Below are 21,700 nucleotides of genomic sequence, written 5' to 3'. Positions count from 1 at the left end.
AATCGAGTGAGCGATCCGTCGGCCGACGGATCGCTCTCTCGATTCCCCGAGTGCTCTCTCGATCGGGGTGGTGCCGACGGATCGCTCTCTCGATTCCCCGAGTGCGCTTTCGACTTCTGGGGCGCTAGTGGCCGATGAGGGTGCGGACGCGGTCGGCGCCGACGGCGAGCAGGAGCGTCGGCAGGCGCGGGCCCGTGTCACGGCTGACGAGCAGCCGGTAGACGAGCACGAAGAACGTGCGCTGCGCGGCAGAGAGCTCGGGGTCCTTGACCTTGGCCTCCGGGTCGATGCCGCGCTGGATCTTGGGCACGCCGTAGACGAGGTGGGTCAGGCCGTCGAGCGACCAGTGCTCGTCGAGACCGTCGGCGAGCAGCCGGAGCGACTCGCGCTGCTGCTCGTCGAGCGAGCCGAGCAGCTCGGCGTCGGGCTTGGTGCGAACGATCGTGCGGTCCTGCGCCGGGACGTAGCCGAGCATCCACCGCTCTGCACAGTCGAGGCGCGGGCGCAGGTCGTCGGTCGAGCCGACCGGGTTGTCGGGCTCGAGCTCGCTGAGGATGCGGACGGCCTGCTCCTCGTCACCCTGCGTCACGTCGATGACCGAGGCGATCGTCCTGAAGGGCATCGGGCGGGGCGTCGCGGGCAGCAGGCCAGAGGCCGTCGATGTCGCACGCAGATGCGCCGCGAGGTCGCCCGGCTGCGCCGACCCGTCGGCGACCTTGCGGTTCAAGGCATCCCACTCGTCGTAGAGGCGCTGGAGCTCAGGGCCGAACGCGACGTCGAAGCTCTGGTTGGGCCGGCGTCGGGCATAGAGCCAGCGCAGCACCGGAGCCTCCATGACCTCGAGCGCGTCGGTCGGGATCGGAACCCCGCCCTTGCTCGAGCTCATCTTCGCCATGCCGGCGATGCCGACGAAGGCATACATCGGGCCGACCGGGCGCTCCCAGCCGAAGATCGGCGCGAGGTCCTTGCCGACGACGAAGCTCGACCCCGGGCTCTGGTGGTCGACGCCCGAGGGCTCGAACATCACGTGCTCGTGCGCCCAGCGCATCGGCCAGTCGACCTTCCAGACGAGCTTGCCGTTCGTGAAGGTGTCGAGGTCGACGGTCTCGCTGTGACCGCACCGGGTGCAGTCGTAGGTCAGCTCGTGGCTGTCGTCGTCGTAGGCGGTGACGGTCGTGAAGTCGGTGCCGCACGCGGTGCAGAAGGGCTTGAACGGGTAGTAGCCGGCCTTGCCCTCGCTGCCGTCGTCCTCGCTCGCGGCACCCGACCCACGCTCGGCCTCGGTCGCCGCAGCGGCCTGCTCCTCGGTGAGCTTCGGCCCCTTGCCGCCTGCACCGGCGCCCTTGCCCTTGCCCGTCGCCTTCTGCCGCGCGTTCTCCGCGGCCTCGAGGGTGCGGTACTGGTCGAGCACCTTGTCGATGGCGAAGCGCTCGCGCATCGCGAGCAGCACCTGGTCGCGGTAGACACCGGCGCGGTACTGCTCGGTCTGGCTGATCTGGCGCACCTCGATTCCGGTGGCCTCCATGGCCTCGAGGAGGGGCGCCTTGAAGTGGTCGGCCCAGCTCGCGTGCGGGGACCCGGCGGGCGGCGGCACCGAGGTGAGCGGCATACCGATGTACTGCTCCCACGAATCGTCAACGCCCGCAAGGTTCTTCGGCACACGGCGGAAGCGGTCGAAGTCGTCCCAGCTGAGGATGTGATCGCAGTCGATGCCGCGACGCTTGATCTCGTCGGCGACGAGGTGGGGCGTGATGAGCTCGCGGAAGTTGCCGAGGTGGATCGGCCCCGAGGGGCTGATGCCCGACGCGCACACGATCGGTGCGTCGACCCCGCGGTGCTGCGCCTCGGCGACCACCTCGTCGGCCAGACGGGTGACCCAGTCGAGCTCGACCTTCTGCTCGACGACGTTGTCAGTCATGAGTGTCCTTCTGCTCCAAGCACTTTCGATGATCAGGTATGCCGCTGAGCGAGGTCAGCCGGCCACCGCGGGCTTGAGCGGGTGGCGCTCGATGATCTCGTCACGGCCCGGACCGACGCCGATCGCCGACACGCGGGCACCGATGAGCTCCTCGACGCGCAGCACGTAGGCCTGCGCGTTGGCGGGCAGCTCCTCGAAGCTCCGGCAGGCGGTGATGTCCTCCCACCAGCCGGGCAGCTCCTCGTAGATCGGGGTCGCGTGGTGGAAGTCGGTCTGGTTGACCGGCATCTCGTCATGGCGGACCCCACCCACGTCGTAGGCGACGCAGATGGGCACCGTGTCCAGCCCGGTGAGCACGTCGAGCTTGGTGATGACGAAGTCGGTGACGCCGTTGATGCGCGTCGCGTATCGGCCGACGACGGTGTCCATCCAGCCGCAGCGGCGCGGGCGGCCCGTCGTCGTGCCGTACTCGGCGCCGGTCTTGCGCAGGAACTCGCCGAAGTCGTCGTGCAGCTCGGTCGGGAAGGGGCCCTCGCCGACGCGGGTCGTGTAGGCCTTGAGGATCGCGATGACCGAGTCGATGCGGGTCGGGGGCACGCCGGATCCGGTGCAGGCGCCGGCAGACACGGCGTTGCTCGACGTCACGTAGGGGTAGGTGCCGTGGTCGACATCGAGGAGGGTCGCCTGCCCGGCCTCGAAGAGCACCGTCTCGCCCCGGTCGAGCGCCTGGCCCAGCACGAGGCTGGTGTCGGCGACCATGGGAGCCAGCCGGTCGGCATACGACAGCAGCTCGCCCACGACCTCGTCGACCGCGGCGGCCCGGGTGTTGTAGATCTTGGCGAGCACCTGGTTCTTGAACGAGAGCGCAGCCTCGACCTTCTGGCGCAGGATCGGCTCGTCGTAGAGGTCCTGGATGCGGATGCCGATGCGGTTCATCTTGTCGGCGTAGGTCGGGCCGATGCCGCGGCCCGTCGTGCCGATGCGGCGCTTGCCGAGGAAGCGCTCCGTCACCTTGTCGATGGTGCGGTTGTAGCTCGGGATGATGTGGGCGTTGGCGCTGACGAGCAGCTTGCCCGTGTCGACACCGCGTGCCTCGAGCCCGTCGAGCTCCTCGAAGAGCACCGACAGGTCGATGACGACACCGTTGCCGATGACCGGCACGCAGTTGGGGCTGAGGATGCCGGAGGGCAGCAGGTGCAGCGCGTACTTCTCCCGCTTGCCGTCCTTCTCGATGACGACGGTGTGGCCGGCGTTGTTGCCGCCGTTGAACTTGACGACGTAGTCGACACTGCTGCCGAGCAGGTCGGTCGCCTTGCCCTTGCCCTCGTCACCCCACTGCGCTCCGACGAGCACGATTGCCGGCATCGGTCTGCCTTCCGGTTGCGGTTGCGGCCAACCGCAAGGTTATCGGTTCGAGGCCGGTGCCCCGGACGCCGTCCCGCCCTGCCGCCCGCGGGGCCGCAGGGCGGGCGGCAGGGCGGCCGGCAGGACGGGACGCGCTCAGGCGACCGGCTGCTGCAGCTCGATGACCCAGTGGTCGGGGTCGTCCATCTCGGCGACGTGGTAGACCTCGCGGCACGGGCCCGCGAACGACAGGCCGCGGGACTCGACCTCGCGCGACAGGGTCTGCCACGCCTCACCGATGCCGCCGAGCGGCCCGCGCAAGGTCGTCACGAGTGCGCGTGGCTGCGCGTCGAGCTCGGCCAGCTCGAGGCCGGCGGCCGACGCCTCGGCCTCACCCACCTCGGGACCGACCGGGTAGGCCGCTGCGGCGATCATCGCGTCGCCGTCCATCGTGTAGTGCCCCATCGAGGGCCCCACGGGCTCCACGAGGGCGCTCCGAACTGCCTCCTCGACCTGGCCGAAGAGGGGGCCGACGACCTCGCCGACCTGCTGCCCCTCGGTGACGCGGCTGCTGCGCTGGACGACACGGACAGCGGGCAGCGCCTGCTCGCGGTAGGCGTCGAGCGTGAATGATGGTGACATGGCGTGCTCCTTCTCGATCATCCGGAGACGTCGCTCGACCTGCTCGAGCCGCGCGCGGTCAGCCTCGATCTGCCGGCCGAGCTCGGCCCGACGCAGCCGCAGCATGCCGCGCAGCTGCTCGACGGGCACGTCGTCGGCGAGCAGGCGCCCGCAGTCCTCGAGGGTGAACCCGAGGTCCTTGAGCGCCACGAGCCGGTTGGCCCGGTCGAGCTGCTCGGCCGAGTAGGACCGGTAGCCGGACACGGGGTCGACGCGGGCGGGCCGCAGCAGGCCGAGGGCGTCATAGTGGCGCAGCATGCGCACCGACACCCCGGCGAGCCGGGCGAAGTCTCCGATACTCAACATGGTGCGTCCATCGGATCGTCTGACACGGTGTCAGTGTCAAGCATCGCGAGCCGGGCGTGGTCAGTGCCGGGCGAGCCAGTCCGCGAGGTGGGCCGCGACGCCGTCCGCGTGGTGCGCGGCCGTGACCTCGGAGGCCGCCTCGAGTACGTGCGGCTTCGCGTTCGCCACCGCGACGGAGGTGCCGACGACCGCAAAGGCGGACAGGTCGTTGTCGTTGTCTCCGTAGAAGACGGTGTCGGCGAGGTCGATGCCGAGGTCGGCCGCGATCGACCGCACGCCGGCGCCCTTGGAGCACTCGGCGCTCGCCACCTCGAGGTAGGTCGCCTTGGACCGGTAGGTCACGAGCCCCTCGCGCCCGGCGAGCACGCGCTCGAGCTCGTCGACGAGGTGGGCGTCGCCCATGCCCATCACCTTGTGGGGCGGCTCCGCCTCGATGCGCCCGGGTGCCGCGTAGTCGTGCGCCGACTCCGCCGACGGCTCGACGGCCGTGTGGTTGATCTCCCGCTGGGTCCAGCGGTCGTGGCCCCACGCATACCAGGCGTCGCCGGCGAAGAAGCTCCCGTGCAGGCCGAGGCGCGCGCACGTGTCGTAGGCGACGCGCGCGTCGGCGGCAGCGATGTGCTCGTCGGTCGCGACGCTGCCGTCGTCGCGCAGCACGAGCCCGCCGTTGTAGGCGATGAGCGGCACGCCCGTCCCGCCCGACAGGCGGTCGAGCGCGGCCATCGACGACGGCATGCGCGACGAGCACAGCACGAAGGTGTGCCCCGCCTCGCGCACCGCCCGGATGGCGGCGACGGTGCGCTCGGAGAGGGTGCGGTGCGAGTTGAGCAGGGTGCCGTCGATGTCACAGCAGAAGAGCGTCATGAGGGGCGTATGCCGTCCGGTCGGGGCAGTGATCGGCGCCGGGTCCCCGAGGGGCTCCCGGCGCCGATCACGCTGTCGTGGTGTGGAACTGGCGGGTGCGGCTCAGAGACCGAGCTCGCGCGCGCCCTCGGCCGAGCTGTCGCGCAGGAACTGCGTGCACCGGGCCTCCTCGTCGCTCTCGCCGATGGCGCGAGCGGCCCTCGCGAGGGCCGCGAGGGCGCGGAGGAAGCCGCGGTTCGGCTCGTGCGACCACGGCACCGGTCCCTGCCCGCGCCAGCCGCTCTTGCGCAGGGAGTCGAGCGCGCGGTGGTAGCCGGTGCGGGCATAGGCATACGCCTCGACGTCGCGGTCACCGTCGGCGAGCGCGTCCTCGGCCAGCACGGCCCACGCGAGCGAGCTCGACGGGTAGGCCGCCGCGACCTGCATCGCGTCGATCCCTGCAGCGAGGCGCTCCGCTGCAGGGTCGACCGCGAGGCGGGTCTCCGGGATGCCGAGCAGGTTGTCGCTCACTGGTGGGTGCCGGCCGACCGCAGTGCCTGGCAGGCCTCGACGATGCGCACGGCCATGGCCTCCTCGGCCGCCTTGCCCCAGGCGCGCGGGTCGTACTGCTTCTTGTTGCCCACCTCGCCGTCGACCTTGAGCACGCCGGCGTAGTTCGAGATCATCCAGTCGGCGATCTTGCGGGTGAACGCATACTGCGTGTCGGTGTCGACGTTCATCTTGACGACACCGAAGTCGACGGCGGCCGAGATCTCCTCGGGCAGCGAGCCCGAGCCGCCGTGGAAGACGAGGTCGAAGGGGCGTGCGTCGTCCGACAGACCGAGCTCGCGGGCGCCGGCGTGCTGGGCCTCGAGGAGCACCTCGGGGCGGAGCTTGACGTTGCCCGGCTTGTAGACGCCGTGCACGTTGCCGAAGGTGAGGGCCGTCAGGTAGCGGCCGTTCTCGCCGGAGCCGAGCGCCTGGATCGTCGCGATCGCGTCCTCGGGCGTCGAGTAGAGCTTGTCGTTGATCTCGTGGGCGACACCGTCCTCCTCGCCACCGACGACGCCGACCTCGATCTCGAGGATGACGTTGGCGGCACGCGCGAGGGCGAGCAGCTCACGGGCCGTCTCGAGGTTCTCGGCGAGCGGCACGGCCGAGCCGTCGAACATGTGCGACTGGAACCACGGCGTGCCGCCGGACTGCACGCGCTCGGTGCTCGCCGCGAGGAGCGGGCGCACGAAGCCGTCGAGCTTGTCCTTGGGGCAGTGGTCGGTGTGCAGCGCAATGTTGACGGGGTACTTCTTCGCCACCTCGTGCGCGAACGCGGCGAAGGCGAGCGAGCCGCTCACCATGTTCTTGATGCTCGGGCCCGAGAGGTACTCGGCGCCACCGGTCGAGACCTGGATGATGCCGTCGGAGCCGGCGTCCGCGAAGCCCTTGAGGGCCGCGTTGAGCGTCTGCGAGCTCGAGACGTTGATGGCGGGGTACGCGAAGGAGCCAGCCTTCGCGCGGTCGAGCATGTCGGCATACACCTCGGGGGTGGCGATGGGCATTGCTACTCCTGCTGTCGAATGAGCGGGTTCACGATCCGCCAACGATCCTGCCACGTCAGCCGTCGTGGTCATATGCCTGTCCGCGGGGTGTCCGGCGTGCTTCCGGAGAACGGGAGCATCGGACGCCCGGTCGTTCTCGCTCGCGATCAGAGCAGGTGCGCGGCGAGGACCTGCACGGCGTGCGCGCGCTCGCCGGTCTTCCAGCCCCCGCCGTCGAGGACGGCCCACACGAGGTGGGAGCCGCGACGCAGCAGGACGAGCTGGGCCGCCGGGGCGCGATAGTCCGAGCGGGCCGTGCCGATGAGCGCCTTGACGCCGGCGGGCCCGGGGACCTCGGAGCTGGTGGCCGGGCGCGCCCCTGCGCAGCTGCGGAAGGACCGGTCGAGGAAGGCGGCCGCGCCCTTCGGATCACCGGCAGCGAGGTCGAGCAGGCGGTAGGTGACGACGCGCGTGCCCGGCGTCTGCTCCGGGGGCGCATCGGGGTTCGAGCCGTGCGGCATGGCCAGGAGGTAGCCGTCCACCACCCGCCGGGCGCCACTTGCGGTGACGAAGGCGTCGAACAGCAGCCCCGTCCACGGCAGCATCTCGTCGCAGAACGGGCTCGTCGGTAGCTCGCCGGGGCAGCGAGCCGGATCGGCGGCGTCCCGCCCCGGCACGACCTCGCTGGGACCGGCGAAACCACCGGAGTTCCACCCCGGGAAGACCTCGTCGATGGGCACCATCCGCTCGGCCCCGGCGAGCTCGCGACGCACCGTGCACTGTGGGGCGTCCTCGATCACGGTCATCGAGGGTGCCGGGGCCTCGGGTGCCGGCTCGACGCCCGGCGGGGTTTCCGTTCGCGTCACGGACGGCCCATCGACACCCCGAAGTGGTCCGCTGGGGGTCGCCGAGGCGGGCGGGGACAGCACCGCCGACGCACCCGAGGTGCAGCCGGAGAGGGCGCCGATCAGACAGCCGACCGCGAGGGCCGCCGCGGCCCGCCGCGCCCCGCGCCGCCGCGGCGGGGCGTCTCTGGTGCCGGCATCCACGGCTGGAGTGTGCCAGACCCCCGGTCGGTCAGCGCGCCCTCGGGTCGAAGACGTAGGGCGTCGTCGTCGCGACGCGGTGCAGACCCAGCCGCCGCAGGATCGGCTCGGAGCCCGGCGAGGCGTCGACGCGCACGTAGTCGTTGCCCCGGTCGAGACCGAGCCGCGCCCGGTGCAGCAGGGTCGCGCGGTAGAGACCGCGCCCACGCCACTCGGCCAGGGTCGAGCCGCCCCAGAGGCCGGTGAAGCTGCTCTCGTCGTACTCGCTACGGGCCGCGCACAGCACGGGCCCGTCGGGCGACTCCTCGATGAGGACGACGTCCATGGCGCGCGGGTCGCGCTGCCACGTGGGCAGCAGCGAGTCGGTCACCCACGACTGCTCCTTGCCCCAGACCGCCTCGAGCATCGTGCGGATGCGGGCGAAGTCGTCGTCGGTCTCGGCCGCTCGCACGGTGACGCCGACGGGGAGGCTGATGTCCTGCGCCGCGAGGGGCGCCGCCTCACCGAGGATGAGGGCCTCGTCATCCTCCTTGACGAAGCCGGCCCGCAGCAGCCGCTCCCCGAGGTCGGCCGGCTCGTCGTAGTCGTAGGTCTTCCACTCGACCTGCAGCCCGCGGTCGGCGAAGAAGTCACGTTGCCTCGCGATGATCGCGTCGTAGGCGTCCGGGTCGGGGCCGAGCCCGTCAGGACTCTCGACCATGTTCCACTGGCCCCCGTCGACGTCGTACTCGCGCCGGATGAGGCCGTCGACCTCGATAGGTCGCTGCGCCGTGCCGAGCCTGATCCGCGCACGGGTCTCGTCGTGGAAGACGCGCAGCAGCTCCTCGGGGGTCATGGCCCGAGACAACCAAAGCGGCCCGGCGTGCCGCAACGGGTTTCGCCCGTCGAGAAGGCCGCGTCTCGCACTTCGTCCGTCATGCCGCGTTTCGTCATGGTGCGATGGGTGGTTCCGCTCCGGCCCGCGTCGTGGTCGAATCACACGGGTCATGAGCAACCGACCCGCCGCCCTCAGCCCACGCGCCGCGCGCGCCCTCGCCGACGCCGCGCCCACGCCGTTCTGGACCGACCGGCCCGAGCGGCCCGAACCCCGCCCTCCGCTCACCGGCCTCGCCTCGCGCACCGACCTGCTGGTCGTGGGCGGCGGCTTCACCGGGCTGTGGACCGCGATCCAGGCGAAGGAGGACGACCCTTCCCGCGACGTCGTCGTCATCGAGGCCGACCGGCTCGCCGACGGTGCGTCGGGTCGCAACGGCGGCTTCGTCGCCCCGAGCCTCACCCACGGCCTGTCGCAGGGCCTCGGCTGCTGGCCGGACGAGATCGAGACCCTCGAGCGGCTCGCGGCCGAGAACATCGCGGCCATCGGGAGGACGCTCACGGCATACGGCATCGACGCCGACTTCCACGTGCCCGGCGAGCTGACCCTCGCCCTCACCGACCACCAGGTGCCCTCCGTGCGCGAGGCGTTCGAGGTGCACCGCGCGCACGGCTACGACGTCGAGCTGCTCGACGCCGCGGGCGCGCGTGCGCGCGTGGACTCGCCGCTCTACCGCGGAGGGATGTTCGACCCGGAGGTCGGGCTGGTCGACCCCGCCCGGCTCGTGTGGGGGCTCGCTCGCGCGGCCGAGTCGCTGGGCGTCAGGATCCACGAGTACACGCGCGCAACGGGATTCGACGCCGAGGGCGACGGCGTGCGCGTCTCGCTCGAGGACGGCAGCGTCCACGCCCGCCGCGTCGTCATCGGCACGAACGCGGCCCAGGGCGTGCTCAAGCGCTTCAGCGCCTGGGTCCTGCCCGTCTACGACCACGTGCTCATGACGGAGCCGTTGACCCCCGCCCAGCTCGACGCCATCGGCTGGGAGGGACGCGAGGGGCTCACCGACGCCGGCAACCAGTTCCACTACTACCGAAGGACGCTCGACGACCGCGTGCTCTTCGGCGGCTATGACGCGAACTACCACTTCCCGGGGCGCATCGACCCCGCGCTCGAGCAGTCGGACGCCTCGCACGGTCTGCTCGCCGACCACTTCGTCGACATCTTCCCGCAGCTCGACGGCATCCGGTTCACCCACCGGTGGGCCGGTGTCATCGACACGACCTCGCGCTTCACGCCGGTCTTCGGCACCGCCCTCGGCGGGCGCATGGCGTACGCCGTCGGCTACACCGGGCTCGGCGTCGCCTCGACCCGCTTCGGTGCGCGCGTCGCGCTCGACCTCGTCGACGGCCGCGACACCGAGGTGACCCGGCTGCAGATGGTGCGACGCAAGCCGATTCCCTTCCCTCCAGAGCCGATCCGGTATGCCGCCGTGCGGGCGACGCGGTCAGCGCTCGCTGCCGAGGACCGCACCGGCAAGCGCAACCTGTGGCTCAAGGCACTCGACACGATCGGCGTCGGCTTCGACTCCTGAGGTCACAGGCAGCCGCCTGCTGTGACGACGCGGCCACTCGACGAGCGGCGAAGGCAGCCGCTGTGACCACGCGGCCACTCGACTGTCGAGTGGCCGCGTCGTCACACCGTCGGGGTCAGAGGATGGCGAGGTCGTGGGGGCGGGTGTTGAAGCGCTCGACGCCCTCGGGGGTCACGGCGACGATGTCCTCGATGCGAGCGCCCCACCGCCCCCTGACGTAGACGCCGGGCTCGATGGAGAAGGTCATCCCCGCCTCGAGCGGGAGATCGTTGCCCGTGACGATGTAGGGCTCCTCGTGCACGTCGAGGCCGATGCCGTGCCCCGTCCGGTGGATGAAGCGATCAGCCAGTTCGGCATCCGCGAGCACGGATCTCGCTGCGGCGTCGACCGATTCGCACGTCACCCCCGGACGCACCGCGTCGACGGCGGCCTGCTGGGCCGCCTGCAACGCGGCGTAGGCCCCGGCCACGTCGGGCTCGTGGGGTGAGCCCACGGCATACGTGCGGGTGCTGTCGGAGTTGTAACCCGAGGGCAGCGGGCCGCCGATGTCGACGACGACGACGTCACCCCGCTCGATGACGCGGTCGCTGACCGAGTGGTGCGGGCTCGCGCCGTTCGGGCCAGAGCCCACGATGACGAAATCAGCTGCGGCGTGGCCCTCCTCGACGATGGCGGCAGCGATGTCGGCCGCGACCTGCGCCTCGGTGCGGCCCGGGCGCAGCCACTGCGCGACGCGGGCGTGGACGCGGTCGATGGCTGCGCCCGCGGCTCTCAGCTGGCTGAGCTCAACGACGTCCTTGCGCATGCGCAGCTCGCGCAGGATCGGCCCGGCGAGGCGCTGCTCGGCGGCACCCGCGTCGCGCAGCTGCAGCAGGTGCAGGGCGGGCGTCATGTCGGAGACCGCGAGGGGCCCGGCGCCGAGACCCGCGAGGGCGAGGGCGTGGGCGTCCTCACCGTCGACCCACGTGCGCACCTCGACCCCGAGGTCGTCGAGCGGCAGGTGCCCCAGCCCTGCGAACTCGAGCGCGGGAGACACGAGCACGGGGGCGAGCGCCCGGTCGGTCGGCACGACGAGCGCCGTCAGCCGCTCGAAGGAGGAGCCGCCGACCCCGAGGAGGTAGCGCAGGTCCGATCCGGGCGTGATGACGACCGCCGCGACCCCGGCCTCTGCCGCCCGGTCACGCAGCCGGCCCAGCCGGTCGCGCATCGTCGTGACGTCGAGGACGGCAGCACTCACACCCATGCTGCGGACGCTACCGTCATCCGCTCCGAGTGATGCGCCGGTCGACGCACCCTGATGCCATGGAGTCATGTGCAGATGGATGGTGTACTCAGGTGACCCGGTCCTCGCCGAGGACCTCCTGTTCAAGCCGGAGCACTCGCTCATCGAGCAGAGTCTCCACTCGACGATGGGGGCGACGACGACCAACGGCGACGGCTTCGGCATCGGGTGGTACGGCAACGGCCCGACCCCGGCCGTCTTCAAGAACGTCGACCCGGCGTGGAACGACCGCAACCTGCGCGAGCTGACCGCCCAGGTCAGCACCGGGCTCTTCTTCGCGCACGTGCGCGCCTCGACCGGCACCCCGGTGCAGCGCAGCAACTGCCACCCCTTCCGGTGGGGCGACCGGCTGTGGATGCACAACGGCGCCGTCTTCGGCTTCCACGAGCTCAAGCGCGACCTCGTCTTCGCCGTCGACCCGTCGCTCTACCCCGACATCGAGGGGTCGACCGACTCGGAGGTGCTCTTCTTCCTCGCACTGACCTTCGGCCTTCAGGACGACCCGATCGCCGGGGTGGCTCGGGCGGTCGGGTTCGTCGAGGACCTTGCTGAGCGCAAGGGGGTCGCCAACCCGATCCAGGCGACGATCGCCACGAGCGACGGCAGCTCGGTGTGGGCTTTCCGCTACTCGTCGCAGCACCAGAGCCGGACCCTCTTCCACTCGACCGCGGTGGCCGAGCTGCGCAAGCTGCACCCCGAGGTCGAGGTGCTCGCGACCCTCGGCGACGACGCGCGCCTCGTCGTGTCCGAGCCGCTGCGCGACCTGCCCGGAGCCTGGCGCGAGGTGCCCGAGTCGTCGTGCGGGATCATCCAGGAGGGCGACGACGAGATCCGGCCCTTCGAGCCGGTGCGCCCGACGCACGTCGCCTGACGGAGGAGGGGCGCCGACTGGCAACGGGGGCATGAGCCCGCGCCTGGTCCCGTCGAGCGACCAGCCGTGAAGACGTCGGACGGTTCCTTGACCTGCGCCTGCCGAGTCATGACCAAACTCTCGCCCGTGAATGACCTGCGCGGTCCTACGGTGCGATGAGTCGCCCGCGCCGAGGGTGACCCGACACCCAGGAGCACTCACATGCACCTCACGAAGTCCCGCACCCTGTCCATCGCCGTCGCCGCCACCTTCGCCGCGGGGCTGGCCACGACCAACGCATCAGCGGCCCCTGTGGCCGGCGACGTGCCGACCTTCCAGGAGTTCGCCGCCAGCACCTACCAGGACGAGGGCGGCGTCTACGTCGTCAACGGCGACGAGCCCGAGGGCAACATGGGCGGCCTGCGCCAGTTCTACGACTCGATGGTCTCCTCGCCGAAGCACGTGGACGAGGACTCGCTCATCATCAACACCGTCAGCGGCCGCGACGACAAGTGGCCCGCCACCCAGGCGGCCAACCTCACCTACTGCGTCAGCACGAAGTTCGGCGCCGACTACACGCGCGTCGTGCAGGCCATGGCGGCGGGCGCGGCCCAGTGGGAGGCGGCCTCCTCGAAGGTCAACTACGTCTACGTGTCGAGCCAGGACGGCAGCTGCACCACCCGCAACAGCGCGGTCCTCTTCTCCGTCGAGCCCACCAAGACGACGCAGTACATCGCGCGCGCCTTCTTCCCGAGCACGTCGAAGTCGGGCCGCAACATCCTCGTCAACGCGAAGTCGCTCTACAACTCCGGCTCGTGGACGCCGTCGAACATCATGGCCCACGAGCTCGGGCACACGCTGGGCTTCCGGCACGAGCACACGCGTCCCGAGGCCGGCACGTGCTTCGAGGACAACAACTGGCGCCCACTGACCCCCTACGACTCGGCGTCGATCATGCACTACCCCCAGTGCAACGGCACGTCCAACGACCTGTCGATGACCGACCAGGACCGCGCCGGCGTGCGCGCCGTCTACGGCAGCTGAACCCCGCCACACGGCATACCGGATCGAGGTGATCCTGGCACCCACGTGGGGCACGGGATCACCTCGAACGGCCACCAGGAGGCCGGCTCCCCCTCCGGGGGGAGTCGCCGTCCCCCGCGACTGCCTAGGCTCTGGGTATGCGCGGGGGGCGGCACGGTCTTGCAACGAGGGCCCGCACCTTCTTCGGGGTCGACTCGGACTGGGAGCGGGTGCCTGCCGACCCCGCGCGCACGCAACGCATCGACGCCCTGATCGCGCTCGTCGCCCTCGCCGCAGGCTCGCTCGGGGTGGAGCTGCTGCGCAGCATCGACTCCCTCGGCAACGTGCAGGACTCCTGGCTCTGGCCACACGTCGCCGTCGTCCTCGGCACCGTGCCGCTGGCCTGGCGCCGCCGGTGGCCCCTGGCTGTCGCGACCGTGCTGTCGGTCCACCTCTTCGTCTTCGGCATCGTCATGCCTGCCGTGGCGGTGTCGCTCCCGCTCCAGGCGGTCTACTTCGTCGCCCTCTTCACCGGCGTCGCGTGGGCTCGCGACCGCCGTCTCATGCTCGGTGTGGTCGCGGGGGTGCTCCTGCTGATGTTCGGCTGGCTCACCTGGCAGCTCGCCATCGGCAGCGGGGTCGAGCAGTCCCTCGCCCGAGACGGGCGACCGATGAAGCGGCAGGGCCTCTTCTCCCCCACGAGCGCCTACGTCGTCTACAGCCTGCTCGTCAACGTCGTCTACTTCGGCGGGGCCGTCCTCGGAGGCCAGGCCGCCTGGCGCTCCGCCTTCCAGCGGCACCGCCTGGCCGACCAGGCGCGCACCATCGACGAGCAGGCGAGCACGCTCCAGCAGCAGGCCGTCATCGAGGAGCGGCTGCGCATCGCCCGCGAGCTGCACGACGTCGTGGCCCACCACGTGTCGGTCATCGGCATCCAGGCATCCGCCGCGCGACGCGTGCTGCGCCGCGACCCCGCCGTCGCCGAGCAGTCGCTGCGCTCCATCGAGACGTCGTCGCGGGAGGCAGTGACGCAGATGCGCGGCCTGCTGGGCACCCTGCGCAGCGGCGACGCCGCCGGCACCGAGCCCCGCGCACCCGAGCCCGGGCTCGCCGACGTCCCGCACCTCGTGGCGTCCAGCACGACGGACGGCCTGCGCGCCACGTGCCACGTCGTCGAGGACACCCCGGGTGCCGTCGACGCGGTCCCCGGCGCGGTCGGGCTCTCGCTCTACCGCACGGTGCAGGAGGCGCTGGCCAACGTCCGGAGGCACTCCACCGCGACCTCGGCCAGCGTCGTCGTGCGCGTCGCCCACCGCCCCGACCGCGGCTTCGCCCACGGGTACGCCGAGGTGGAGGTGCTCGACGACGGCCGCCCTCGCTCCGGCACGTCCGGGTCGGGCCTCGGGCTCCTCGGGGTCCGCGAGCGCCTCGCCACGCACGGCGGAGTCAGCGAGATCGGTCCCCGCGTGACCGGCGGCTACCGCGTCCGAGTCCGTATGCCGCTGCCGGACGGTCCGTCGTGACGCGCCCCAGCGGGACCGACGGTGGGGTCGGGAGCCAGCCGGACGGCATACCGGAGCCGGCGAGCGAGCGCACGGCGAGGACCACGGTGCTGCTCGTCGACGACCAGCAGCTCGTGCGCTCCGGCTTCGCGCTCATCCTCTCGGTGGAGGACGACCTCGACGTGGTCGGCGAGGCCGCCGACGGCGCCGAGGCGGTGCGCCTCGCCGGCGAGCTGAACCCCGACGTCGTGCTCATGGACGTCCAGATGCCCGTCATGGACGGCATCGAGGCGACGTCCCGCATCGTGCGTGCCGGGCTGTCCAAGGTGCTCATCCTCACGACCTTCGACCGCGACGACTACGTCTTCGCCGGGCTCGCCGCCGGTGCCAGCGGCTTCCTGCTCAAGAACGCCGACGCCGACCACCTCGTCGAGGCCGTGCGGGCAGTGGCCGGTGGGCACGCCCTCCTGGCGCCCGAGGTGACCCGCCGGGTCATCGAGCAGATGACGTCCGACGACCGGTCCCGTATGCCGTCCGGCGGGGCTCCGGGGCCCGCGCCCACCTCCGAGCCCACCTCCGAGCGCCTCTCCGAGCCCACCTCCGAGCGCCTCTCCGCGCCCAACTCCGAGCTGCCCGACGCGCGTCTGGCCGAGCTGACCCCTCGCGAGCTCGAGGTGCTCGGCCTCGTGGGTCGCGGGCTGTCCAACACCGAGATCGCAGGCCACCTCTTCCTCGGCGAGGCGACGGTCAAGACCCACCCGTCGAGCGTGCTGCGCAAGCTGGGGCTGCGCGACCGCGTGCAGGCCGTCGTGCTCGCCTACGAGGTCGGGCTCATTCTCCCGGGGGATGCCACGGCTCCGCCCGCGGGCTGATCCGCTCGCGCTCGCGCCCACCTACGTTTGTGCCATGACAACGCAGGACATGTCCCCACAGACCGGCCGACCCGAATGGACCGATCTCGAGGTGCGCGGCCTCCGGCGTGACTTCGGCGAGGTCCGCGCCGTCGACGGCGTCAGCTTCAGGGTGCCTGCGGGAGCCCTCACCGGCTTCGTCGGCGGCAACGGCGCCGGCAAGACGACGACGATGCGGATGGTGATGGGCGTGCTGTCCATCACCGCAGGAGAGGTGCTCTGGGGTGGCCGGCCGATCACCCAGGCCGACCGCCGGCAGCTGGGCTACATGCCCGAGGAGCGCGGCCTCTACCCCAAGCAGCCGGTGCTCGACCAGCTGATCTACCTCGGCCGGCTCCGCGGCATGTCGACGGCGCAGGCGCGCACGTCCGTCATGAGCCACCTCGAGCGGCTCGGGCTCGCCGACCGCTCCCGCGAGCACGTCGAGAAGCTGTCGCTCGGCAACCAGCAGCGCGTGCAGATCATCGCAGCCCTCATGGGCCGTCCCCGCGGACTCGTGCTCGACGAGCCGTTCAGCGGCCTCGACCCGGAGGCCGTCGACAGCATGGCCGACCTCCTGCGCGAGCACACGTCCCGTGGAGTGCCCGTGCTCTTCTCCTCCCACCAGCTCGACCTCGTCGAGCGACTGTGCGAGCACCTCGTCGTGCTTGCACGCGGCAAGGTCGTCTCCACGGGCACGCCTGAGCAGCTGCGCAGCGCGTCGGTGGCCCGGCACCGGCTCGTCCTGTCCGGCGACGCGGGCTGGGTGCGCGACCTCGCCGGCATCCACACCGTCGACATCGACGGCGGGGTGGCTCTGCTCGAGCTGCTCGACCCGGGAGCCGAGCGCGCGCTGCTCACCGAGGCCCTGCGTCGCGGCGAGGTCCACGAGTTCTCTCCCCAGCGGCCGAGCCTGGCCCAGATCTACCGCGAGGTGACGGCATGACCACGACCCAGCCCACGGCGACGGCCCCTCAGCAGGGGGCCGCCGGGCTCCCCGGCTCCTCCCAGCCCCCAGACGGTGAGGCAGGCGCCTACGAGACGCCGGCCTGGCTCATCGTCGCCACGCGGGAGGTCGTCGTGCGCGTCACGAACCGGGCTTTCATCGTCTCGACCCTGTTGACCATCGCGCTCATCGCCGGTTTCGGCGCCTTCTCGCTGTGGCAGAGCAGCCGCACGACGACCTACACCGTCGCGGTGACCGCGCCCGAGGGCAGCGCCATCGTCACGCAGGCAGCGGCGGCAGCCCACCAGGCGGACGCCAAGGTGACCATCGAGGCTCGTCAGCTGTCCGACGACTCGGCTGCCCGGGCGCTCGTCGAGTCCGGCGACGCCGCCGTCTGGCTGCACGGTGGCGACGGAGGATGGACCGTGACCTCGGCCGACGAGGTGCCCGTCGCACTCGGCACGGCGCTCGAGGGTGCGGTGCGCGCCGACGCGCTGGCCGCGAACGCCGCTGCGGTCGGGGCCAGCGTCGACTCCCTCGAGCGGGGCACCACCGTGACGGTGGCCCGCTTCGACGGCTCACCCATCGAGGAGGGGTTCGTCAAGGTGGCGACGTTCGCCTTCGCCCTGCTCTTCCTCATGGCGGCCATGATGTTCGGCCAGCAGATCGCGGCCAGCGTCGTCGAGGAGAAGCAGTCGCGTCTCGTCGAGATCATCGCGACAGCGATCCCCCTGCGTCAGCTGCTCGCCGGCAAGGTCGGTGGCAACTCGGTCATCGCGCTCGGGCAGGTTGTGCTCTTCGCGGCGGTCGGCCTCGTCGCGGTCTCGTTCTCGGAGTGGTCGGCCCTGCTCCCGGCTCTGTCGGTGGCCGTGGTCTGGTTCGTGCTCTACTTCGTCATCGGGTTCTTCGCACTGGCGTGCCTCTTCGCCGTCGCGGGAGCGCTGGCCTCACGCATGGAGGACCTCCAGAGCACGACGTCGCCGATGACGACGGCGCTGATGCTCGTCTACTTCGCGAGCTTCGGCGTCTCCGGCACGGGAGCAGTGATCGCGTCCTACGTGCCGATCGCCTCGGTGGTCTCGATGCCCGCCCGTATCCTCGCGGGCGACACGGCGTGGTGGGAGCCGATCGTGTCGCTTGGGATCATGGCGGCGTTCGCCGCGGTGACCGTGCTCATCGGCGAGAAGATCTACCGTCGCTCGCTCCTGCAGACGCGGGGCCGGCTCTCGTGGCGAGAGGCGTTCCGCACCCCGGAGTGAGGAACGCAAGGGTGAGTGCCCTGGAGGCGGCCCACCCGGCATACCGGATCGAGGTGATCTCGGCCCCCATGTGGGGCGCAGGATCACCTCGAACCGGGGACCGCTGAGCCTGATTCGAGGTGATACTGGCACCCGCGTCAGGGCCAGGATCACCTCGAACCGCAGGGATGCGAAGAGCTTCACCGCCCGCGAGCCCGTATGCCGCCCTCCCGCCCATTCGAGGTGATCCTGGCACCCACATGGGGCACAGGATCACCTCGAACCGGGGAGTGCTGAGCCCGATTCGAGGTGATCTCGGCACCCACGTCAGGGCCAGGATCACCTCGAACCGCAGGGATTCAAAGAGCTTCACCGCCCGCGAGCCCGTATGCCGCCCTCCCGCCCATTCGAGGTGATCCTGGCACCCACATGGGGCACAGGATCACCTCGAACCGGGGACTGCTGAACCTGATTCGAGGTGATACTGGCACCCGCGTCAGGGCCAGGATCACCTCGACTCGGGAGTATGGGCGTGGGGTCTGGGCGCGTTGGGGTGTGGCTAGTGCGCGTGGCCTGCCGCTCGGTCGGGCAGGGGCTGGGGCGGCGGTGGGCCGACGTAGCGGGCGGCCGGTCGGATGATCTTCGGGTCGCGGGCCTGCTCGAGCACGTTGGCACCCCACCCGACGACGCGGGCCACGCAGAAGGTGGGCGTGAACATGCTGGGGTGCAGGCCCGCGAGCTTCATGACGACACCGGCGTAGAACTCGACGTTCGCGTGCAGCTCGCGGCCGGGCTTGAGCTCGGCGAGGGTCTGCTCGACGGCGTCCTCCACCCCCACGGCGAGGTCGACGAGCGGGTCGTCCCAGCCGCGGGCGATCTCCTTGAGCATCTCGGAGCGCGGGTCGCGGGTGCGATAGACGGCGTGCCCGAAGCCCATGATGCGGTCGCCGGACTCGACCCGTTGGCGCACCCAGGCGGCCGCGCGGTCGAGGGAGCCGATCTCGTCGAGCGCCTCGAGGGCCCGGCTGGGCGCGCCCCCGTGCTTCGGCCCGGAGAAGGAGCCGATCGCCCCGACGAGGCAGGCCGCGAGGTCGGCGCCCGTGCTGGCGATGACGCGTGCGGTGAAGGTCGAGGCGTTGAAGCCGTGGTCCATCGTCGCGACGAGGTAGCTCTCGACGGCGCGGGCCTCGTGCTCGGCGGGCACCTCGCCCGTCACCATGCGCAGGTAGTCAGCGGCATGGCGCAGCGACGAGTCGGCCGGCACCGGCTCGAGCCCGCGCTGGAGGCGGTGTGCGGCGGCCAGGATCGTGGGCGTCACCGCGATCGCGCTGAGCACCGCCTCCCGACGCTCCTCCTCGCTCGAGTCGTAGAGCGGGCGCAGGTCGGCGATGCCGCCCCACGCCGAGAGCGCCGTCCGTAGGACCTGGAGCGAGTCGCTCGTCGTGCGGCAGATCTCCGGCAGGAGCGCAGCGAGCCGCGGCGGCATGGGACGCCGGAGACCGAGCTCGGCCCTGAAGGCGTCGAGCTCGTCGGCGTCGGGGAGGTGCCCGACGAGGAGCAGGTGGGCGGCCTCCTCGAAGGAGACCTGCTCGGCGAGGTCGACGGCAGAGTACTGCCGGTAGTGGTAGAACCCCTCGTCGCCCCGCACGTCGCCGAGCTCGGTCTCGGTGACGACGACCTTGGCGAGGCCGGGCGGCACGGTGACGAAGCCGGCGGACGAGCTGGTGGCGGCCGGGCGGCCCTCTGCTGCAGTGGTGGACATGGCGTGCTCCTTTCGGTTCACTGCTCACTGTCGGTAATGTTGATCAACATCGTCAATGTTGATCCGCTCAACGTTGACCGGATCAACACGGAGAGATCGCATGCCCCACTCCCCCGATGGCTGGATCACGACGACCGAGGCTGCCCAGCGCCTCGGCGTCAAGCGGGCCACGCTCTACGCCTACGTCAGCCGCGGCCTGCTCCAGAGTCAGCGCCGGGCTGGGCAGCAGGAGAGCCTCTTCGACCGTGCGCAGATCGACGCTCTCGCCTCGGCATCGCGGCCCTCCGGATCGCCGCAGCCGGTGCTCCGCTTCCGCAGCATCGCGACGACCGTCAGCAGCCAGCTCGACGGCGACCTGCTCTATCGTGGCGTGCCACTCGTCGACGTCATGGCGCTCGACTCCGTGGAGGAGGCCGCCGCGCTCGTCGTGGGATCCATTGCTGCACAGTCGCTTTCGGAGGGCGACACACCCGCCCATCAGATCATGAGGACGCCGGAGATCCCCTGTGACCTGCGAGCCCTCGCGACCGGCATCTCACGTGTGCCCCTCGAGCGGCGGCTGCCGGTGGCAGTTCAGCTGCTCGCCGTCGCCGACCCGCTCGCAGGCGACATCGACCCAGACCGGGTGCGCTCGACGGCCCTCGCCCTCGTGCCGGCCGCGTTGTCACTCGTAGCAGGCACGCTGCCGACCACGCGGCACACCCTCGCGGGTGGCGACCTCGCCGAGCACTTGCTGCGCGCGCTCGGCGGACGCGGCGGCTCGCCGGCCGAGCTCCGGCTCGCGCGGGTGCTCCTCGTCTCGCTGCTCGACCACGGCCTGACGGCCTCGACCGTAGCCGCGCGCGTCGCAGCCTCCACCCGCGCCGGGCTGCACGACTGCCTCGCCGCCGCGTATGCCGCGATGGCGGGGCCGCTCCACGGCGCGGCGCCGATCGCCGCCCACGCGCTGCTGGCGCCCGGCCTCGACCCCGCCGTGGCGGTGGGCCGCGTCGTGCGCGAGCACCGCGGGGTCGCCGGCTTCGGCCACTTCCTCTACCCGGACGGTGACCCCCGGGCCGACCTCGTGCTCGAGGCGGTGTGGCAGCTGCCGGGCACCCGGCCGCTGCGACGCCGGGTCGACGCGCTCTCCCACGTCGTCGCCGAGCGCACCGGGGCGAAGCCCAACATCGACCTCGCCAGCGCCGCCGCCCTGCACGCCCTCGACCTGCCGGCGGAGGCGGGCGAGGTCGTCTTCCAGGCCGCGCGGTCCTTCGGCGTGGCCGCGCACGTCGTCGAGGAGTACGCCGAGGAGCCGCTGCGGTGGCGCGGCCGCGACCCCGTCACCTGACCTGGCGTGTGACCCGCAGCAGAGTCGGTCAGGGGTGCTGGTCGAAGACGTGGCGGCGCACCCACGCGTGCATGGCGATCGCGGCCGCTGCTCCGGCGTTGATGGAGCGGGTCGAGCCGAACTGCTCGATGTGCAGGACCACATCGCACTCGGACCGCATGGCCTCGGAGAGCCCCGGCCCCTCCTGCCCGAAGACGAGGATGCAGGCACGCGGCAGGTCGTGGGTCTCGAGCGGCAGTGAGCCGGGCAGGTTGTCGATGCCGACGAGGGTGAGGCCCTCGGCCCGGGCCCACGCTGCGAGGGCCGCGGCGTCGGGCTGGTGGTGCTCGTGCTGGTAGCGGTCGGTCACCATCGCGCCCCGACGGTTCCACCGCCGCTTACCGACGATGTGGAAGGCCCGGGCGCCCATCGCGTTGGCCGTGCGGATCACGGAGCCGATGTTGAAGTCGTGGCCCCAGTTCTCGACGGCGACGTGGAAGTCGTGGCGTCGCGTGTCGAGATCGGCGACGATCGCGTCCTGCCGCCAGTAGCGGTAGGCGTCGACGACGTTGCGTCGATCGCCTTCGCGCAGCAGGTCGGGATCCCAGTGGTCACCGGAGGGCCAGTCGCCGACCCAGGGCCCGACGCCCACGCCGTCCACGCCGTCCTCGCTGCCCACGCCCGCCTTGCTGCCCACTCCGTCCTCGCCACCCGTGCCACCCGTGCCACCAGGGCGCGTCTCACCCCGTTCGTGCGATGCCAACGCCTCCCCCTCCGGTCCACGCTGATCCTGATGTCGGACTGCCCGGAAGACTAGCGACCG

The 21,700-nt window shown here is 71.5% G+C and carries 19 protein-coding genes; 8 read left to right on the top strand and 11 right to left on the bottom strand.

Features of this window, described 5'->3' with window-relative positions; all coding sequences use genetic code 11:
* Window positions 1-124: 124 nt before the first annotated feature.
* From lysS to FHX52_RS14325, 8 genes are all read right to left on the bottom strand, one after another.
* Window positions 125-1,918, bottom strand: coding sequence for a lysine--tRNA ligase (gene lysS / locus FHX52_RS14360; RefSeq protein WP_141823032.1), 1,794 nt, complete (start codon window positions 1,916-1,918; stop codon window positions 125-127).
* Between the two features lie 54 nt (window positions 1,919-1,972).
* On the bottom strand, window positions 1,973-3,283 hold the full coding sequence (locus tag FHX52_RS14355) for an adenylosuccinate synthase (RefSeq protein ID WP_141823031.1): 1,311 nt from the start codon (window positions 3,281-3,283) through the stop codon (window positions 1,973-1,975).
* A gap of 135 nt (window positions 3,284-3,418) precedes the next feature.
* Window positions 3,419-4,249 (bottom strand): MerR family transcriptional regulator, encoded by an 831-nt coding sequence (locus FHX52_RS14350; protein ID WP_141823030.1) that lies wholly within the window; start codon window positions 4,247-4,249, stop codon window positions 3,419-3,421.
* 60 nt (window positions 4,250-4,309) lie between these two features.
* Window positions 4,310-5,113: a Cof-type HAD-IIB family hydrolase gene (locus FHX52_RS14345; RefSeq protein WP_141823029.1), complete on the bottom strand. Its 804-nt coding sequence runs from the start codon at window positions 5,111-5,113 to the stop codon at window positions 4,310-4,312.
* 102 nt (window positions 5,114-5,215) lie between these two features.
* Entirely contained in the window at window positions 5,216-5,623 is a 408-nt protein-coding gene (locus FHX52_RS14340) for a DUF3151 domain-containing protein (protein ID WP_141823028.1), read from the bottom strand.
* A complete protein-coding gene (gene fbaA / locus FHX52_RS14335; protein WP_141823027.1) occupies window positions 5,620-6,648 on the bottom strand; it encodes a class II fructose-bisphosphate aldolase in 1,029 nt (342 codons plus the stop codon). The genes FHX52_RS14340 and fbaA overlap by 4 nt, the downstream gene beginning before the upstream one ends.
* Before the next feature lie 146 nt (window positions 6,649-6,794).
* A complete protein-coding gene (locus FHX52_RS14330) occupies window positions 6,795-7,433 on the bottom strand; it encodes a hypothetical protein (protein ID WP_141823026.1) in 639 nt (212 codons plus the stop codon).
* A 271-nt stretch (window positions 7,434-7,704) separates the two neighbouring features.
* Complete coding sequence (locus FHX52_RS14325; RefSeq protein WP_141823025.1) at window positions 7,705-8,508, bottom strand: GNAT family N-acetyltransferase; 804 nt, start codon at window positions 8,506-8,508, stop codon at window positions 7,705-7,707.
* A 151-nt stretch (window positions 8,509-8,659) separates the two neighbouring features.
* On the opposite strand from FHX52_RS14325, the gene FHX52_RS14320 reads away from it, so the two are divergent.
* Window positions 8,660-10,078, top strand: coding sequence for an NAD(P)/FAD-dependent oxidoreductase (locus FHX52_RS14320; protein ID WP_141823024.1), 1,419 nt, complete (start codon window positions 8,660-8,662; stop codon window positions 10,076-10,078).
* Between the two features lie 115 nt (window positions 10,079-10,193).
* On the opposite strand, the gene FHX52_RS14315 is transcribed toward FHX52_RS14320, so the two are convergent.
* Complete coding sequence (locus FHX52_RS14315) at window positions 10,194-11,321, bottom strand: M24 family metallopeptidase (RefSeq protein WP_141823023.1); 1,128 nt, start codon at window positions 11,319-11,321, stop codon at window positions 10,194-10,196.
* 79 nt (window positions 11,322-11,400) lie between these two features.
* On the opposite strand from FHX52_RS14315, the gene FHX52_RS14310 reads away from it, so the two are divergent.
* The 6 genes from FHX52_RS14310 to FHX52_RS14285 all read left to right on the top strand — a co-directional run bounded on the left by FHX52_RS14310 (window position 11,401) and on the right by FHX52_RS14285 (window position 17,830).
* Entirely contained in the window at window positions 11,401-12,231 is an 831-nt protein-coding gene (locus FHX52_RS14310; protein WP_141823022.1) for a class II glutamine amidotransferase, read from the top strand.
* Window positions 12,232-12,432: 201 nt separating this feature from the next.
* Window positions 12,433-13,254, top strand: coding sequence for a M57 family metalloprotease (locus tag FHX52_RS14305; protein ID WP_141823021.1), 822 nt, complete (start codon window positions 12,433-12,435; stop codon window positions 13,252-13,254).
* 137 nt (window positions 13,255-13,391) lie between these two features.
* Window positions 13,392-14,756, top strand: coding sequence for a sensor histidine kinase (locus FHX52_RS14300; protein WP_141823020.1), 1,365 nt, complete (start codon window positions 13,392-13,394; stop codon window positions 14,754-14,756).
* A gap of 47 nt (window positions 14,757-14,803) precedes the next feature.
* Window positions 14,804-15,607 (top strand): response regulator, encoded by an 804-nt coding sequence (locus FHX52_RS14295; protein WP_425460117.1) that lies wholly within the window; start codon window positions 14,804-14,806, stop codon window positions 15,605-15,607.
* Between the two features lie 34 nt (window positions 15,608-15,641).
* Complete coding sequence (locus FHX52_RS14290; protein ID WP_246069973.1) at window positions 15,642-16,571, top strand: ABC transporter ATP-binding protein; 930 nt, start codon at window positions 15,642-15,644, stop codon at window positions 16,569-16,571.
* Window positions 16,568-17,830: an ABC transporter permease gene (locus tag FHX52_RS14285; RefSeq protein ID WP_141823019.1), complete on the top strand. Its 1,263-nt coding sequence runs from the start codon at window positions 16,568-16,570 to the stop codon at window positions 17,828-17,830. Before FHX52_RS14290 ends, FHX52_RS14285 begins: the two co-directional genes overlap by 4 nt.
* 538 nt (window positions 17,831-18,368) lie before the next feature.
* Here FHX52_RS14285 and FHX52_RS14280 read toward each other — a convergent pair.
* Window positions 18,369-19,571 carry a citrate/2-methylcitrate synthase gene (locus FHX52_RS14280; protein WP_141823018.1) on the bottom strand — a complete coding sequence of 401 codons (1,203 nt, stop codon included), beginning with the start codon at window positions 19,569-19,571 and terminating at the stop codon, window positions 18,369-18,371.
* 100 nt (window positions 19,572-19,671) lie between these two features.
* On the opposite strand from FHX52_RS14280, the gene FHX52_RS14275 reads away from it, so the two are divergent.
* On the top strand, window positions 19,672-20,898 hold the full coding sequence (locus tag FHX52_RS14275; RefSeq protein WP_141823017.1) for a citrate synthase: 1,227 nt from the start codon (window positions 19,672-19,674) through the stop codon (window positions 20,896-20,898).
* Between the two features lie 28 nt (window positions 20,899-20,926).
* On the opposite strand, the gene FHX52_RS14270 is transcribed toward FHX52_RS14275, so the two are convergent.
* Entirely contained in the window at window positions 20,927-21,574 is a 648-nt protein-coding gene (locus FHX52_RS14270; protein WP_141823016.1) for a TrmH family RNA methyltransferase, read from the bottom strand.
* Between the last annotated feature and the right edge of the window lie 126 nt (window positions 21,575-21,700).

Origin of the sequence: Humibacillus xanthopallidus (assembly GCF_006717145.1) — a bacterium.
GTDB lineage: Bacteria > Actinomycetota > Actinomycetes > Actinomycetales > Dermatophilaceae > Humibacillus > Humibacillus xanthopallidus.
Note: the sequence above shows the minus strand (reverse complement) of the source record. Positions and strands in the feature narration are given on the sequence as shown.